This is a genomic window from Streptomyces sp. NPDC004561 (genome assembly GCF_053602155.1).
Genome location: NZ_JBSGDB010000270.1, coordinates 1 through 12,104, shown reverse-complemented (window position 1 = coordinate 12,104; position 12,104 = coordinate 1). Strand labels below are relative to the sequence as shown.

Genomic DNA, 12,104 nt, shown 5'->3' with positions numbered 1-12,104 from the left:
GGTAGCGCAGGTGGAGTGGTTCTGTACGCCTTACTTCATCGGCGCCAGGTGATCTTTGCTGGAAAGCCTGGTGCTGGACCTGCGCTCCGCCGCCTACGCGGCGGCCTGGAAGCCGAAGGGCGCCGTCGCCGGGCGGACGGCGACCGTGCGGGTGCTGCACGCGCCGACGCGGAAGGTCGTCAGCCACTTCAACAAGGCGACCAAGGGCCGGATCGTCCGCGGCCTGCTGTCGGCCGGCGCCGTGCCGCGGGACCCGGCCGAGCTGGTGGAGGCGCTGCGGGGGCTGGGGTACGTGGTGGAGGCCGGGGTGCCGGACCGGGCGGGGAAGCCGTGGTCGCTGGACGTGCTCGTGGAGGAGATCCACTGAGGCACCGACCCTCGCATTGCAGCATGCGCAACGCTCATTGCGTATGTTGCAGCGGCTGGGCACGATGAGGGGATGACCTCGCCAGTGCCCTCGCTTCCGGCTGTCTCCGTGCTGGATCTCGCGCCCGTCGTGCCCGTGCTGGTCCTCTCCGACGCGGCCGACGCGGTGCCGCTGGCGCGGGCCCTGGTCGCGGGCGGGCTGCCGGCCGTCGAGGTGACGCTCCGGACCCCGGCCGCGCTCGACGCCGTCCGGGCGATCGCCGGCGAGGTGCCCGGGGCCGTGGTCGGCGCGGGCACGGTGATCACGCCGGAGCAGGCGGGGGCGTGCGTGCGGGCCGGGGCGCGGTTCCTGGTGAGCCCCGGGTGGACCGAGGCGCTGCTGGAGGCGATGCGCGGGTCCGGGGTGCCGTTCCTGCCCGGGGTGTCGACCACCTCCGAGGTGGTGGCGCTGCTGGAGCGCGGGGTGCGGGAGATGAAGTTCTTCCCGGCCCAGGCGGCGGGCGGCACGGCCTATCTGAGGTCGCTGGCCGGTCCGCTGCCGCAGGCCCGCTTCTGCCCCACGGGCGAAATCGGCCCGGCGACCGCGCCGGAGTATCTGGCGCTGCCCAACGTCGGCTGTGTGGGCGGCAGTTGGATGGTCCCGCCGGACGCGGTGGCCGCCCGGGACTGGGCGCGGGTCGAGGCGCTGGCCCGGGAGGCGGCGGGGCTGCGGCGACCCGGCTGACGACCTGGCCAAGGGCGGCGCCGCCCGCGGGCGCCGGGCCGCGCCGTCGTACCCGTCGCGGACAAGCTGTCGTACTCGTCGCGGACAAGCTGTCGTGCCCGTCGCGGACAACTGGGCGCATGACCACCCTCGCCGTTCGGCCGGGAACTGCTGCGCCGGCGCACCGCCGCTGTCGGCCGGTTACGCCCCCGCCTACCCGGAGTCATCGCTGGACGCGGCCGAACTCGGGCCGGTGCGCGAGGCGTTGGAGCGGATCCTCGAAGGGCATCTGCCGTATCCGGCGGTGGTCGCGGGCCCGCGCGGTGAACTCGTCGCGGGGAACGCGGCGTTCGGGGTGCTGACGGAGGGCGCGGACCCCAGCCTGATGGAGCCGCCGGTCACCGTGCTGCGGCTGGCGCCGCATCCGCGCGGTATGGCGCCCCGGGTGGCCAACCTGGAGGCGTGGGGGCGGCACATCGTGGAGAACCTGCGGGCGCGGGCCGCCCGCGGCCCCGACCCGCTGCTCGACGCGCCGGACGAGGACCACCTCGGGTTCGCGGTGCCGCTGCGGCTGCGGCTGCGGAGGCGTTCCTGCCGGCACACGCGGAGACGGCACGGCTGCTGCGCGGGCGTGAGGCCGCGGACGTGGGCGTCAGCGCAGGTGGGACGTTTCGTTGAAGAGCCGGACGCTCGCGTTGCCGTCCGCGTAGTACGCCACCGCCGACAGGGAGGCGGCGGACAGCTCCATGCGGAACAGCGACTCGGGCGGGGCGCCGAGGGCGAGGCGGACGAACTGCTTGATCGGGGTCACATGGGTGACCAGCAGGACCGTACGGCCCGCGTGGGCCGCGACCAGCTTGTCCCGGGTGGCCGCGATCCGGGTCGCGGTCTCGGCGAAGCTCTCGCCGCCGCCTGTGGGGTGGGCCGCGGGGTCGGCGAGCCAGGCGTTCAGGTCGTCCGGGTGGCGCTCGCGGACCTCGCCGAAGGTGAGGCCCTCCCAGGCGCCGAAGTCCGTCTCGCGCAGGCCCTCGTCGACAGCCACGTCCAGGCCCAGGCGGGCGGCGACGATGGCGGCGGTCTCGCGGGTGCGGGTGAGGGGGGAGGCGAGGACGGCCTCGACGGTGCCGCGCCGGGCGAGTGCCTCGGCGACGCGGTGGGCCTGTTCGCGGCCCGCGTCGGAGAGGGACGGGTCGGTGCCGCCGCTGCCCGAGAAACGCTTCTGCGGGGTGAGGGGTGTCTCGCCGTGGCGCAGGAGGACGAAGGTGGCGGGGGCGCCGAGGTCGGGGGCCGCGCTCCAGCCGGGCGCCGACGTCCGCTGTGTGCCCGGGGTGACCGGGCGCTGCTCGCCGGGAGGCGCCTGTCCGGCCGCACGGCTGTCCGCGGCCACGGACTCCGCGGACGACTCCGACGGGGACCACAGCCGGCCCTTCGCCCCCGCGTCCATCGCCTCGTTGGCCAGACGGTCGGCGTGCTTGTTCCGGTCGCGGGCGATCCACTCGTAGCTGACCCGGTCGGGCGGGAAGACCGCCTTCGCCTGCGTGGCCAGGGGCTTCATGTCGGGGTGCTTGATCTTCCAGCGGCCCGACATCTGCTCGACGACGAGCTTGGAGTCCATGCGGACGTGGATCGCGGCGGTCGCGTCGAGGGCGTGCGCCGAGCGCAGGCCGGCCAGCAGCCCCCGGTACTCGGCGACGTTGTTGGTGGCGATGCCGATGTACTCAGCGGCCTCGGTCAGGGTCTGCCCCGTCACCGCGTCGCGCACCACGGCGCCGTAGCCCGCGGGCCCGGGGTTGCCCCGCGACCCGCCGTCCGCCTCGACGATGAACTCCCGCACCCCTGAAGCCCCTTACAGACCCGACTCGGCCGTGCGCACCAGGATGCGGCGGCAGTTCTCGCAGCGGACCACCGTGTCCGGCGCCGCCGAGCGGATCTCGTTCAGCTCGGTGATGGCCAGCTCCTGGCGGCAGCCCTGGCAGGTGCGGGCGTACAGCTTGGCCGCGCCGATGCCGCCCTGCTGCCCGCGCAGCTTGTCGTAGAGCTTGAGCAGGTCGGCCGGGACCGAAGCCGCGACGACCTCGCGCTCCTTGGTGACCGAGGCGGCCTCGCCGTCGATCTCCTCGAAGGCGGAGTCCCGGCGGCCGGTCGCGTCGTCGATCTTCGCCTGGACGGAGCCGACGCGCTCGGTCAGCTCGCTGACCCGCTCCTGCGCGCCCTCGCGGCGCTCCATGACCTCCAGGACCACGTCCTCCAGGTCGCCCTGCCGCTTGGCGAGCGAGGCGATCTCGTGCTGGAGGTTGGACAGGTCCTTCGGCGAGGTGACGGCTCCGGAGTCGAGGCGCTGCTGGTCGCGGGTGGCGCGCTGACGCACCTGGTCCACGTCCTGCTCGGCCTTGGTCTGCTCGCGGGCGCAGTCGCTCTCCTCGGTCTGCGCGGCCACGAGCAGGTCGCGCAGCTGCGTGAGGTCCTTGGTCAGCGACTCGATCTCGGCGTGCTCGGGCAGGGACTTCCGCTTGTGCGCGAGCTGCTGCAGGCGGAAGTCGAGGGCCTGGACGTCGAGGAGTCGGATCTGGTCGGCGGGCGCGGCGTTCAGTTGGGGGCTCCCATTAGCTAGTGGTGACGGAGGACGCCGCGTGGGCGGTCCAGGGGTCGGTGACCGTCTTGGAGACGTGGACCCTGAGGTCCCAGCCGTGACGGTCGGAGATCTCGTCGAGCTGGCTCGCGGCCAGCTCGCACCAGGGCCACTCGGTGGCCCAGTGCGCCGCGTCGAGCAGCGCGAGAGGACTGTGCGCCAGGGCCTCCGAGGCAGGGTGATGGCGCAGGTCGGCGGTGAGGAAGGCGTCGACGCCGGCCGCGCGGACCTGGTCGAAGAGGCTGTCGCCGGAGCCGCCGCTGACGGCGACCGTGCGGACGAGCCGGTCGGGGTCGCCGGCCACCCGGATGCCCTGCGCGGTGGCGGGCAGCCGCTCGGCGGCGCGGGCGGCCAGATCGCGGACGGTCAGGGGGTGGTCCAGTTCGCAGACGCGGCCGAGGCCCCGGCAGCCCTGCGGGTCGGTGGGGTCCGGCACGAGCGGGCGTACGACCCGCAGGTCGAGCGCGCCCGCGAGGGCGTCGGAGACGCCCGGGTCGGCGGTGTCGGCGTTGGTGTGGGCGACGTGCAGGGCGATGTCGTTCTTGATCAGCGTGTGCACGACACGGCCCTTGAAGTGCGTCGCCGCGACCGTGGTCGTCCCCCGCAGATAGAGCGGGTGGTGGGTGACCAGCAGGTCGACGCCTAGCTTCACCGCCTCGTCGACGATCTCCTGCACGGGGTCGACGGCGAACAGGACCCGGGTGACCTCCTGGTCGGGGTCGCCCACGACCGTGCCGACCGCGTCCCAGGACTCGGCCCGCTCGGCGGGCCACAGGCTCTCCAGCGCGGCGATGACTTCTGACAGACGGGGCACGGGAAAAGGCTACCTGGCTGTTCCACGGGGCTGTACCGCCATCCGTCCCCCGGTTCCCGGTCAGCACAGTCACCCTCCCTTCCTCTGAGGAATCGCTTCTGCACCACCCGTATGTGTGAAGCCGGAGGCGGCCGTCCCACGGCCGTGCGTACGAAAACTAGCTTCGTCGCCGGAGGTGGTCGAGCGATGACGGCCTGTGCGATCGAACCCCCGTCGACCGGAGAGGACGACGGTGCGCCGGGGCCCCGGTGCACCCTCACGGCGGACGGCGCGTACGCCGCCCGGCTCGCGCTGGACGGTGACTGCTGGTTCCCGGAGCGCTGGACGCTGGACGGCCCCGAGCCGTACGCGGTGCCGCTGCCCGGCAACCAGCCGGAGGAGCCCGGCACCGAGGTGCAGCCCATGGGGGACGGCCGCGTGCTGATCCACCGGCTGGTGGAGCGGCGGCACGTCTTCGCCCTGCTGTACCCGACCGGACCCGGCACCGGCGAGCTGACGCTCGGCGCGCTGGAGTGCCCCGAGCCCGGCATCCGGCTCACCCTGCTGCCCCCTGCCCCGGGGGGCGTGCGGGCGTACGCCGTCGCCGCGGGCCCCCGCTCCGGCGTGGTGTGGCAGGTGGCGGGCGGGGCCTTCGGCCCGCAGCGGCTCGCCGAGGTGCCGGGGCGCTGCTCGGGCGGGGTCTGGCTGGACCGGGACGGGCGGCTGCTGGCGCTGGACCGGGAGCTGGACGGGCGCACCAAGACGGTCGTGGTGGACCTGGAGCGGGGCGAGGTCTCGCCGCTGCTGCAGATCGCGGACGACAGCGACGACCGGCTGCTGCTCGCCGACCCCGCCAGCGGGCTGCTGCTGATCTCCTCCGACGCGCCCTCGCCGGGGCAGGAACGATTGGGCTGGGGCGTGCTCGGCAGCGCCCTGCCGGTGCGCTTCCCGGACTGCCTGCGGCTGCCGGAGTGCACGGTGACGCCGTTCGCGATCCAGCCGGAGCAGGCGCTGATGCCGGAGAACTGCGCGGTGGCGCTGCGCCTCGACGGCTCGTCCGGCACCTGGGTGGGCGTCTGGCGGCCGGCCGGACGGCAGGTCACGCATCTCGCGGCGCCACGGGGGTGGCTGACCGGCACCGGGCTGTGGACGCGGGACGGGGTGCTGCGGCTGCCGTACGCCACGGAGGAGACCCCGTGCGGGGTGGCGGAGCTGACGGCGCCCGCCGGGGAGACGGGGACCGCGCCGCGGAGGGGGGCCGCGCGAGCGGAGGGACCGGGGGACGCGGGTCCGGCGGATCCGGTCCCGGAGGGCACGGCGGCCGGGGCGCCCGAGGCGTCCCGGCAGGCGCCGGAACCGGACCCTCCGGGGCCTGCGGCGACGCGTCCGATGCCGTTGCAGCAGGCACCCCTGGGACGTCTTGTAACGAAGTAGTGCCGGTCGGCGTGTGCGCCTGGATTCGGCCCGTGGTGTGCCGGTTACACTCGCCCGGCTGTACGAAAGATCATGTTGACGGGGTGAATACGTCCGATGAGCGACACCAGCACGACGGAGCAGCTGTCTGCCGACTCTCAGGAGACCGCCGGCCACGGCCGGCACCGGGGCGCGATCGCGGCCCAGGAGAGTGACGCGGCTCCTCACGGCAAGCACCGCAAGCCGGCCGAGGAGAGCGTGGAGGCGGCTGCCTGACGAGTCGTAGACCAAGAGGGGGTGCCCGGCCGGGCACCCCCTCTTTTCCGTTCCTCAGCCCGTCTCCCGCCTGAGGCCCAGCACCTCCGCCGCCGCGAAGGTCTCCCCCGGCGGCCGGTCCGCGTAGTGCGGGCCGAGCAGCGCGTCGAGTTCGTCGTAGGTGAAGGTCTCCTGCTTGCTGTCGAACCTGGCCCGCACCCGCGGCCGGTCGACGATCGCGACCATGCCGCCGTGGACGACGAGCAGCTGCCCGTTGATCCGGGCGGCGGCCGGTGCGGCCAGGTAGCCGACGAGCGGGGCGACATGCTCGGGGGCGAGCGGGTCGAGTCCCTCGTCCGGTGCCCGGAAGCCGGCGAAGACGTCCTCGGTCATCCGGGTCCGGGCGCGCGGGCAGATGGCGTTGACGGTGACCCCGTACCTGGCGAGGGCGAGCGCGGTGGAGGTGGTCAGGCCCACGATCCCGCCCTTGGCCGCCGCGTAGTTGGGCTGTCCCGCGGAGCCGGCGAGGAAGGCCTCGGAGGAGGTGTTGACGATCCGTCCGTACACCGGTCCCCCGGCCGCCTTGGACCGCTCGCGCCAGTGCGCGGCGGCGAAACGGGTGGTGTTGAAGTGTCCTTTGAGGTGGACGCGGATCACCGAGTCCCACTCGTCCTCGGTCATGGAGAAGACCATGCGGTCGCGCAGGATGCCCGCGTTGTTGACGAGGACGTCCAGCTTGCCGTACTCGCCGATCGCCGACTCGACCAGTTCCCGGGCCTGGGCGAGGTCGGCGACGTCACCGGTGTGGGCGAGGGCCCTGCCGCCGGCCGCGCGGATCTCGGCGGCGACCCGCTCGGCGGGCCCCGCCGACGCCTCGCCGGTGCCGTCCCGGCCGCTCTGCCCGTAGTCGTTGACGACGACGGCCGCGCCGAGCCGGGCCAGTTCCAGCGCCTCGGCCCGGCCGAGGCCGCGTCCGGCGCCGGTGACGATCGCGGACAGTCCCTCCAGTGGCAGTGACATGCGCCGCGTCCTCAGATCTCGATGCACGTACGCAGGGCGGTCCCGGTACGCATCTGGTCCAGCGCCTCGTTGATCTCCGCCAGCCGCACCCGGTGGGTGATCAGGCCGGCCAGGTCGATGCGGCCGGCCCGCCACAGGGCGATGGTGCGCTCGTAGGAGCGCAGCACGTCCCCGCCGCCGTACATGGACGGCAGGATGCGCTTCTCGTCGAAGAACAGCTCGAACATGTTGAGCTGCAGGAAGTCGTCCATGGCGCCGGCGCCGACCACGACGAGGGTGCCGCCGCGCCGGGTGTTCTCGTAGGCGGTGCGGGCGGTGGCGGAGCGGCCGACGACCTCGAAGACGTAGTCGAAGCCCTCGCCGCCGGTCACCTGCTGCCTGGCGTCGGCCAGTTCCTCGGGCGAGACCGCCCTCGTGGCGCCGAAGCCGAGCGCGGACTCGCGCCGGGAGGCGACCGGGTCCACGGCGACGATCTCGGCTGCGCCCTTCAGCCGGGCGCCCTGGACCGCCGAGATGCCGACGCCGCCGCACCCGATGACGGCGACCGACGAACCGGGCTCCACGTCGGCCGTGTTGAGCGCGGCGCCGAGACCGGTGGTGACCCCGCAGCCGATCAGCGCGGCGATGTCGTAGGGCACGTCGTCCGGGATCGGGACGGCGCAGCCGGCGTCGACCACGACCTCCTCGGCGAAGGTGCCGGTGCCCGCGAAGCCGAAGACGTCACCACCGGAGCGCCTGAAGTTGGGGGTGCCCGCGTTCATGAACCCGGCCAGGCACAGCTCGGTCTGCCCGCGCCGGCAGGCGGGACATGCGCCGCAGGCGGGCAGCCAGCAGATGACGACCCGGTCGCCCTGCCCCAGGTGCCGTACGCCCTCGCCGACCTCCAGGATCTCACCGGCGCCCTCGTGGCCCGGCACGAACGGCGCCGGCTGGGGCAGTACGCCGTTCATGGCGGACAGGTCCGAGTGGCACAGCCCGGTGGCGCGCACCCGGACCCTGACCTTGCCGGGGCCGAAGCCCACCGCCTCGACGTCGTCGAGGACCTCCAGCTTCTCCTGGCCGATCTCGTGCAGTACGGCTGCGCGCATGGTGCGGCTCCCCTCGGGATGCTGGTTTCAGGAGTGCTCTACGACGGTGTCCGCGAGGACCGGAGCGTCGTCCCGTCCGGCGGCGTCCACCGTCACCCGCACCCGCCCCTCCTCGTCCCACATGCGGATGCGCAGGGTCTCGCCCGGGTACACGACCCCGGCGAACCGGGTGGCGTACGAGCGCACCCGGCTCACGTCGCCGCCGAGCAGCGTGTCGACGACCGCCTTGAGCGTCATGCCGTAGGTGCACAGCCCGTGCAGGATGGGCCGGTCGAAGCCGGCGAGCTTGGCGAACTCGGGGTCGGCGTGCAGCGGGTTGTAGTCGCCGGAGAGGCGGTACAGGAGGGCCTGGTCGGGGCGGATCGGACGCTCGACGGTGCGGTCCGGGGGGCCGGTGGGCGCCTCGCGGCCGGCCGAGGGGCCCCGGTCGCCGCCCCAGCCGCCCTCGCCGCGTACGAAGATCTGGGCGTCGTTGGTCCACAGCGGGCCGTCGGCGTCGGTGACGTCGGTGCGCAGCACGAGGACGGCGGCCTTGCCCTTGTCGTACACGGCGGCGATGCGGGAGGTGGCGGTGGCGGTGCCGGCCACCGGGATGGGCCGGTGCAGTCGCAGGCTCTGGCCGCCGTGCAGGACCTTGGCCAGGTCGACGTCGACGCCCGGCATGGACAGTCCGCTGATCACGCCGGGCGAGCCGGCGCCGGCGACGGTGGCGAAGCTCGGCAGGACGTGCAGCCGGGACTCCAGGGTGTAGCGCAGCTCGTCCGGGTCCGTGGCGGGGGTGCCCGCGCCGATGCCGAGGTGGTAGAGCTGGACGTCCTTGGCGGTCCAGGTGATCTCGCCGGAGCGGGGTTCGGCGGCGAGGGCCAGGGCTTCGTCGATGGGCATGGGGCTCCTGAGGGGTCTCAAGACCTCGGCACGGCCGTCCGCACCGTCGGCCGCACCGAGGTCGTCCACGGGCGGATCTAGAACGCGTTCCAGTCCGGCGCCCCCTGTATAGCCCAGCGCCGGACAGTTGTGAAGGCTCCTGACGCTGTGTCAGGTGAGGTCGGGCGGGACATTTGTACTGCCCGGGTCCGTACATGCGCATCTGCCCCGCGCGGGCCGCGTTCCCTAGCGTCGTAGGCATGACACAGACGAAGCACACCGCCGTGTCCTTCGCGGGGGTGGTCAGGACGTACGGTGCCGTGCGCGCCGTGGACGGCATGGACCTGGACATCGCGCCCGGCGAGACGGTGGCCCTGCTGGGCCGGAACGGCGCCGGGAAGTCGACCGCCATCGGGCTGCTGCTCGGGCTGCACGAGCCCGACGCCGGTACCGTGCGGCTGTTCGGCGCGGCCCCCGGGCGGTCGGTGCGCGCGGGCAGGGTGGGCGCGATGCTCCAGGACGCCCGGCCGGTGCCCCGGGTCACGGTCGGGGAACTCGTGGGCTTCGTGGCGTCCCGCTATCCGGCGCCGATGCCGGTGGCGCGGGCCCTGGAGCTGGCCGGGGTCCTGGAACTGGCGGGGCGGCGGGTGGACCGGCTGTCCGGCGGGCAGGTACAGCGCGTGCGGTTCGCTCTCGCGCTGTCCGGGGATCCCGCGCTGCTGGTGCTGGACGAGCCGACGGCGGCGCTGGACGTGGAGGCACGTCACGCCTTCTGGGACGCCATGCGCGCCTACGCCCGGCGCGGACACACCGTGCTCTTCTCCACCCACTATCTGGAGGAGGCGGACGCCCACGCCGACCGGATCGTGGTCGTCGACCGGGGGCGGATCGTCGCCGACGGCACGGGCGAGGAGCTGCGGCGCGCGGCGGGCGGCAACCTGGTCTCGGTCGACCTGGCGGGCCGGGACCCGAACGGGCTGGCCCTGCTGCCCGGCGTCCGCTCGGTGGAGGTGCGCGGCCACCGGGCCCGGCTGCGCACCGACGACTCCGACGCGACGGTGATCACGCTCGCCGGACTCGGCGCGATCCGGGGTCTCGAGGTCGCCCCGGCTTCGCTGGACGACGCGTTCCTCGCCCTCACCGCGGGCGACCGGGTCCCGGAGGCCGCGTGATGCTCGCCTACGTGACGCTGGAGGTGCGCCGCACCCTGCGGGACGCCGGGTTCGTGATCGGGGGGATCGCGATGCCGGTGATGATGTACCTGCTGTTCACCAACCTGGGGTCCGACGACGGCGGTTGGCGGACGGCCGCGATGGTCGGCATGGCGGCCTACGGCGCGGTCGGCTCGGCGCTGAACACCGGCGGCGCGGTCGCCGAGGACCGGGCGGTCGGCTGGCTGCGGCAGCTGCGGGTGACGCCGATGAGCCCGCGCGAGGTGGTGGCCGGGCGGACGCTGACCGGCTCGGTGACCGTGCTGCCCGCGATCGTCGCCGTGCTCGCGGCGGGCGGCCTGGTGAACGGGGTCCGGCTGGCGGCCTGGCAGTGGGCGGCGATCGCGGTGCTGCTGTGGCTCGGCTCGCTCCCCTTCACGCTGCTCGGTCTCGGCAACGGCTACCGGCTCACCGGTCCCGCCACCGGTGTGGCGAACATGGTGTGCAACCTGGGACTCGCGGTGCTCGGCGGCCTGTGGTTCCCGGTCGGCCTGTTCCCCGGCTGGCTGCGCGCCCTGTCCGCGTACACGCCCACCCACCGGTTCGCCGAGCTGGGCACGTCCGTCGCGGACGGCCACGCCCCGGGCGCCGGTGCGATCATCGTGCTGACAGCTTGGCTGCTCCTGTTCGGTTCGTACGCTGTGCTGTCGTACCGCCGTCGGGCGGGGACCATTTGACCGGGGGGAATCAGGAAATGGTGTGGAAGACCGTGTCCTGCCAGGCGCGGGCCTGGCAGGAGACCCGGCTCGCGTGGAAGTCGGAGCACGAGCGCTGGAAGGCGGAGACCCGGCGCTACAAGGCCGCGCAGCGCGAGGCCCGGAAACGGGGCGAGGCCCCGGCCGTCGACGACCCCGGGCCGCCGCCCACCGGATTCGCGCTGTTGCCGTGGCTGCTGATGGGCATGGGAGCCTTCTCCAACCTCCTCCAGGGCAGGACCACCAATCCGGTGGTCGGGGGCCTCGGCCTGCTCCTCTTCAACACGCTGTACATCTACGTCACCTTCCGCTCCTTCGACCGGGGCAGGCGCGAGGCGCGGTCCACCCGGGTGGCACTGCTGGTCATGGGCGTGCTCACCACGGCACTCGCGCTCGGCTACGGCGGCAGCTGGCTGATGTTCTTCCCGCTGCTGGGCCTCGCCACGGGCGCCGCGCTGCGCGGCCCCTGGCTGGGCCGGGCCGGGATACTGCTGGCCGTCTACTCGGCCGCGGTCTCCGGCGGGCGCGGCGGCTGGTCGGACGCCACGAACATCGGCTACGCCACCTTCCTGTCCACGATGGTCACCGCCGCGATCCTCGGCCTGTCCGAGGCCGTACGGGAACTGCGCGCGGCCCGCGAGGAACTGGCCCGGCGCGCGGTGGAGAAGGAGCGGCTGCGGTTCTCCCGGGACCTGCACGATCTGCTCGGGCACACCCTGTCGGTGATCGTGGTGAAGTCGGAGGCGGCCCGGCGGCTGGCGCCGCGCGACATGGACGCGGCGCTCGGGCAGATCACGGACATCGAGTCGGTGGGCCGGCAGGCGCTGACCGAGATCCGCGAGGCGGTGACCGGCTACCGCGAGGGCAGCCTCGCCACCGAGCTGACCCGGGCCCGGTCCGCGCTGTCGGCGGCGAGCGTGGAGCCGGTGGTGCGCCAGTCCGGGACGCCGCTCGCGCCGCAGACCGAGGCGCTGCTGAGCTGGGTGGTGCGCGAGGCGGTCACCAACGTGGTCGTCGAGCTGCTCCTGCAGGCGAAGGAGCTGGGCGTCCAGCGGGTGTCGCTGAAC

At 74.0% G+C, this 12,104-nt stretch carries 12 protein-coding genes and 2 pseudogenes; 8 read left to right on the top strand and 6 right to left on the bottom strand.

Annotation, left to right across the window (positions count from 1 at the left end):
• Positions 1-61: 61 nt before the first annotated feature.
• The 3 genes and pseudogenes from yaaA to ACWEN3_RS29125 all read left to right on the top strand — a co-directional run.
• Positions 62-367: pseudogene (yaaA, locus tag ACWEN3_RS29135) on the top strand (peroxide stress protein YaaA); the annotation flags it as partial.
• Between the two features lie 72 nt (positions 368-439).
• Positions 440-1,090, top strand: a complete 651-nt coding sequence (gene eda / locus ACWEN3_RS29130) for a bifunctional 4-hydroxy-2-oxoglutarate aldolase/2-dehydro-3-deoxy-phosphogluconate aldolase (protein ID WP_452976653.1) — start codon at positions 440-442, stop codon at positions 1,088-1,090.
• A pseudogene (locus tag ACWEN3_RS29125) lies at positions 984-1,526 on the top strand (MmyB family transcriptional regulator); the annotation flags it as partial. The gene eda and the pseudogene ACWEN3_RS29125, both read left to right, overlap by 107 nt.
• A gap of 195 nt (positions 1,527-1,721) precedes the next feature.
• On the opposite strand, the gene ACWEN3_RS29120 reads toward ACWEN3_RS29125, so the two are convergent.
• The 3 genes from ACWEN3_RS29120 to ACWEN3_RS29110 are packed head-to-tail and all read right to left on the bottom strand — an operon-like array spanning position 1,722 to position 4,512.
• Positions 1,722-2,903, bottom strand: coding sequence for a bifunctional RNase H/acid phosphatase (locus ACWEN3_RS29120; protein WP_452976652.1), 1,182 nt, complete (start codon positions 2,901-2,903; stop codon positions 1,722-1,724).
• Between the two features lie 12 nt (positions 2,904-2,915).
• Positions 2,916-3,659: a zinc ribbon domain-containing protein gene (locus ACWEN3_RS29115; RefSeq protein ID WP_452976657.1), complete on the bottom strand. Its 744-nt coding sequence runs from the start codon at positions 3,657-3,659 to the stop codon at positions 2,916-2,918.
• A 13-nt stretch (positions 3,660-3,672) separates the two neighbouring features.
• The gene (locus tag ACWEN3_RS29110; RefSeq protein WP_452976650.1) at positions 3,673-4,512 is read right to left on the bottom strand and encodes a Nif3-like dinuclear metal center hexameric protein; all 840 of its coding nucleotides are present in this window, start codon (positions 4,510-4,512) and stop codon (positions 3,673-3,675) included.
• A 186-nt stretch (positions 4,513-4,698) separates the two neighbouring features.
• Here ACWEN3_RS29110 and ACWEN3_RS29105 point away from each other — a divergent pair, with 186 nt between their 5' ends.
• Both ACWEN3_RS29105 and ACWEN3_RS29100 read left to right on the top strand, forming a co-directional pair.
• Positions 4,699-5,925: a hypothetical protein gene (locus tag ACWEN3_RS29105; RefSeq protein WP_452976648.1), complete on the top strand. Its 1,227-nt coding sequence runs from the start codon at positions 4,699-4,701 to the stop codon at positions 5,923-5,925.
• 96 nt (positions 5,926-6,021) lie between these two features.
• Positions 6,022-6,180: a hypothetical protein gene (locus ACWEN3_RS29100; protein ID WP_452976646.1), complete on the top strand. Its 159-nt coding sequence runs from the start codon at positions 6,022-6,024 to the stop codon at positions 6,178-6,180.
• Between the two features lie 54 nt (positions 6,181-6,234).
• Here ACWEN3_RS29100 and ACWEN3_RS29095 read toward each other — a convergent pair whose 3' ends face one another.
• From ACWEN3_RS29095 to ACWEN3_RS29085, 3 genes are read right to left on the bottom strand one after another with little or no spacing between them, the layout of a single operon-like run.
• Positions 6,235-7,179: a 3-oxoacyl-ACP reductase gene (locus ACWEN3_RS29095; RefSeq protein WP_452976644.1), complete on the bottom strand. Its 945-nt coding sequence runs from the start codon at positions 7,177-7,179 to the stop codon at positions 6,235-6,237.
• An 11-nt stretch (positions 7,180-7,190) separates the two neighbouring features.
• The gene (locus tag ACWEN3_RS29090; protein ID WP_452976642.1) at positions 7,191-8,267 is read right to left on the bottom strand and encodes a Zn-dependent alcohol dehydrogenase; all 1,077 of its coding nucleotides are present in this window, start codon (positions 8,265-8,267) and stop codon (positions 7,191-7,193) included.
• Between the two features lie 27 nt (positions 8,268-8,294).
• The gene (locus tag ACWEN3_RS29085; RefSeq protein WP_452976640.1) at positions 8,295-9,152 is read right to left on the bottom strand and encodes a MaoC/PaaZ C-terminal domain-containing protein; all 858 of its coding nucleotides are present in this window, start codon (positions 9,150-9,152) and stop codon (positions 8,295-8,297) included.
• Positions 9,153-9,391: 239 nt separating this feature from the next.
• Here ACWEN3_RS29085 and ACWEN3_RS29080 point away from each other — a divergent pair, with 239 nt between their 5' ends.
• The 3 genes from ACWEN3_RS29080 to ACWEN3_RS29070 form a co-directional block, all read left to right on the top strand.
• Complete coding sequence (locus ACWEN3_RS29080) at positions 9,392-10,303, top strand: ABC transporter ATP-binding protein (RefSeq protein ID WP_452976638.1); 912 nt, start codon at positions 9,392-9,394, stop codon at positions 10,301-10,303.
• A complete protein-coding gene (locus tag ACWEN3_RS29075) occupies positions 10,303-11,019 on the top strand; it encodes an ABC transporter permease (protein WP_452976655.1) in 717 nt (238 codons plus the stop codon). The genes ACWEN3_RS29080 and ACWEN3_RS29075 overlap by 1 nt, the downstream gene beginning before the upstream one ends.
• Positions 11,020-11,036: 17 nt before the next feature.
• Positions 11,037-12,104: sensor histidine kinase (locus tag ACWEN3_RS29070; protein ID WP_452976636.1), on the top strand; the 1,068-nt coding region annotated here is incomplete at its 3' end.

Coding starts and splice junctions, on each gene's coding strand:
- ACWEN3_RS29105 (WP_452976648.1), top strand. CDS start 4,699: ATGACGGCCTGTGCGATCGAACCCCCGTCGACCGGAGAGGACGACGGT.
- ACWEN3_RS29100 (WP_452976646.1), top strand. CDS start 6,022: ATGAGCGACACCAGCACGACGGAGCAGCTGTCTGCCGACTCTCAGGAG.
- ACWEN3_RS29075 (WP_452976655.1), top strand. CDS start 10,303: ATGCTCGCCTACGTGACGCTGGAGGTGCGCCGCACCCTGCGGGACGCC.
- ACWEN3_RS29095 (WP_452976644.1), bottom strand. CDS start 7,179: ATGTCACTGCCACTGGAGGGACTGTCCGCGATCGTCACCGGCGCCGGA.
- eda (WP_452976653.1), top strand. CDS start 440: ATGACCTCGCCAGTGCCCTCGCTTCCGGCTGTCTCCGTGCTGGATCTC.
- ACWEN3_RS29090 (WP_452976642.1), bottom strand. CDS start 8,267: ATGCGCGCAGCCGTACTGCACGAGATCGGCCAGGAGAAGCTGGAGGTC.
- ACWEN3_RS29080 (WP_452976638.1), top strand. CDS start 9,392: ATGACACAGACGAAGCACACCGCCGTGTCCTTCGCGGGGGTGGTCAGG.
- ACWEN3_RS29085 (WP_452976640.1), bottom strand. CDS start 9,152: ATGCCCATCGACGAAGCCCTGGCCCTCGCCGCCGAACCCCGCTCCGGC.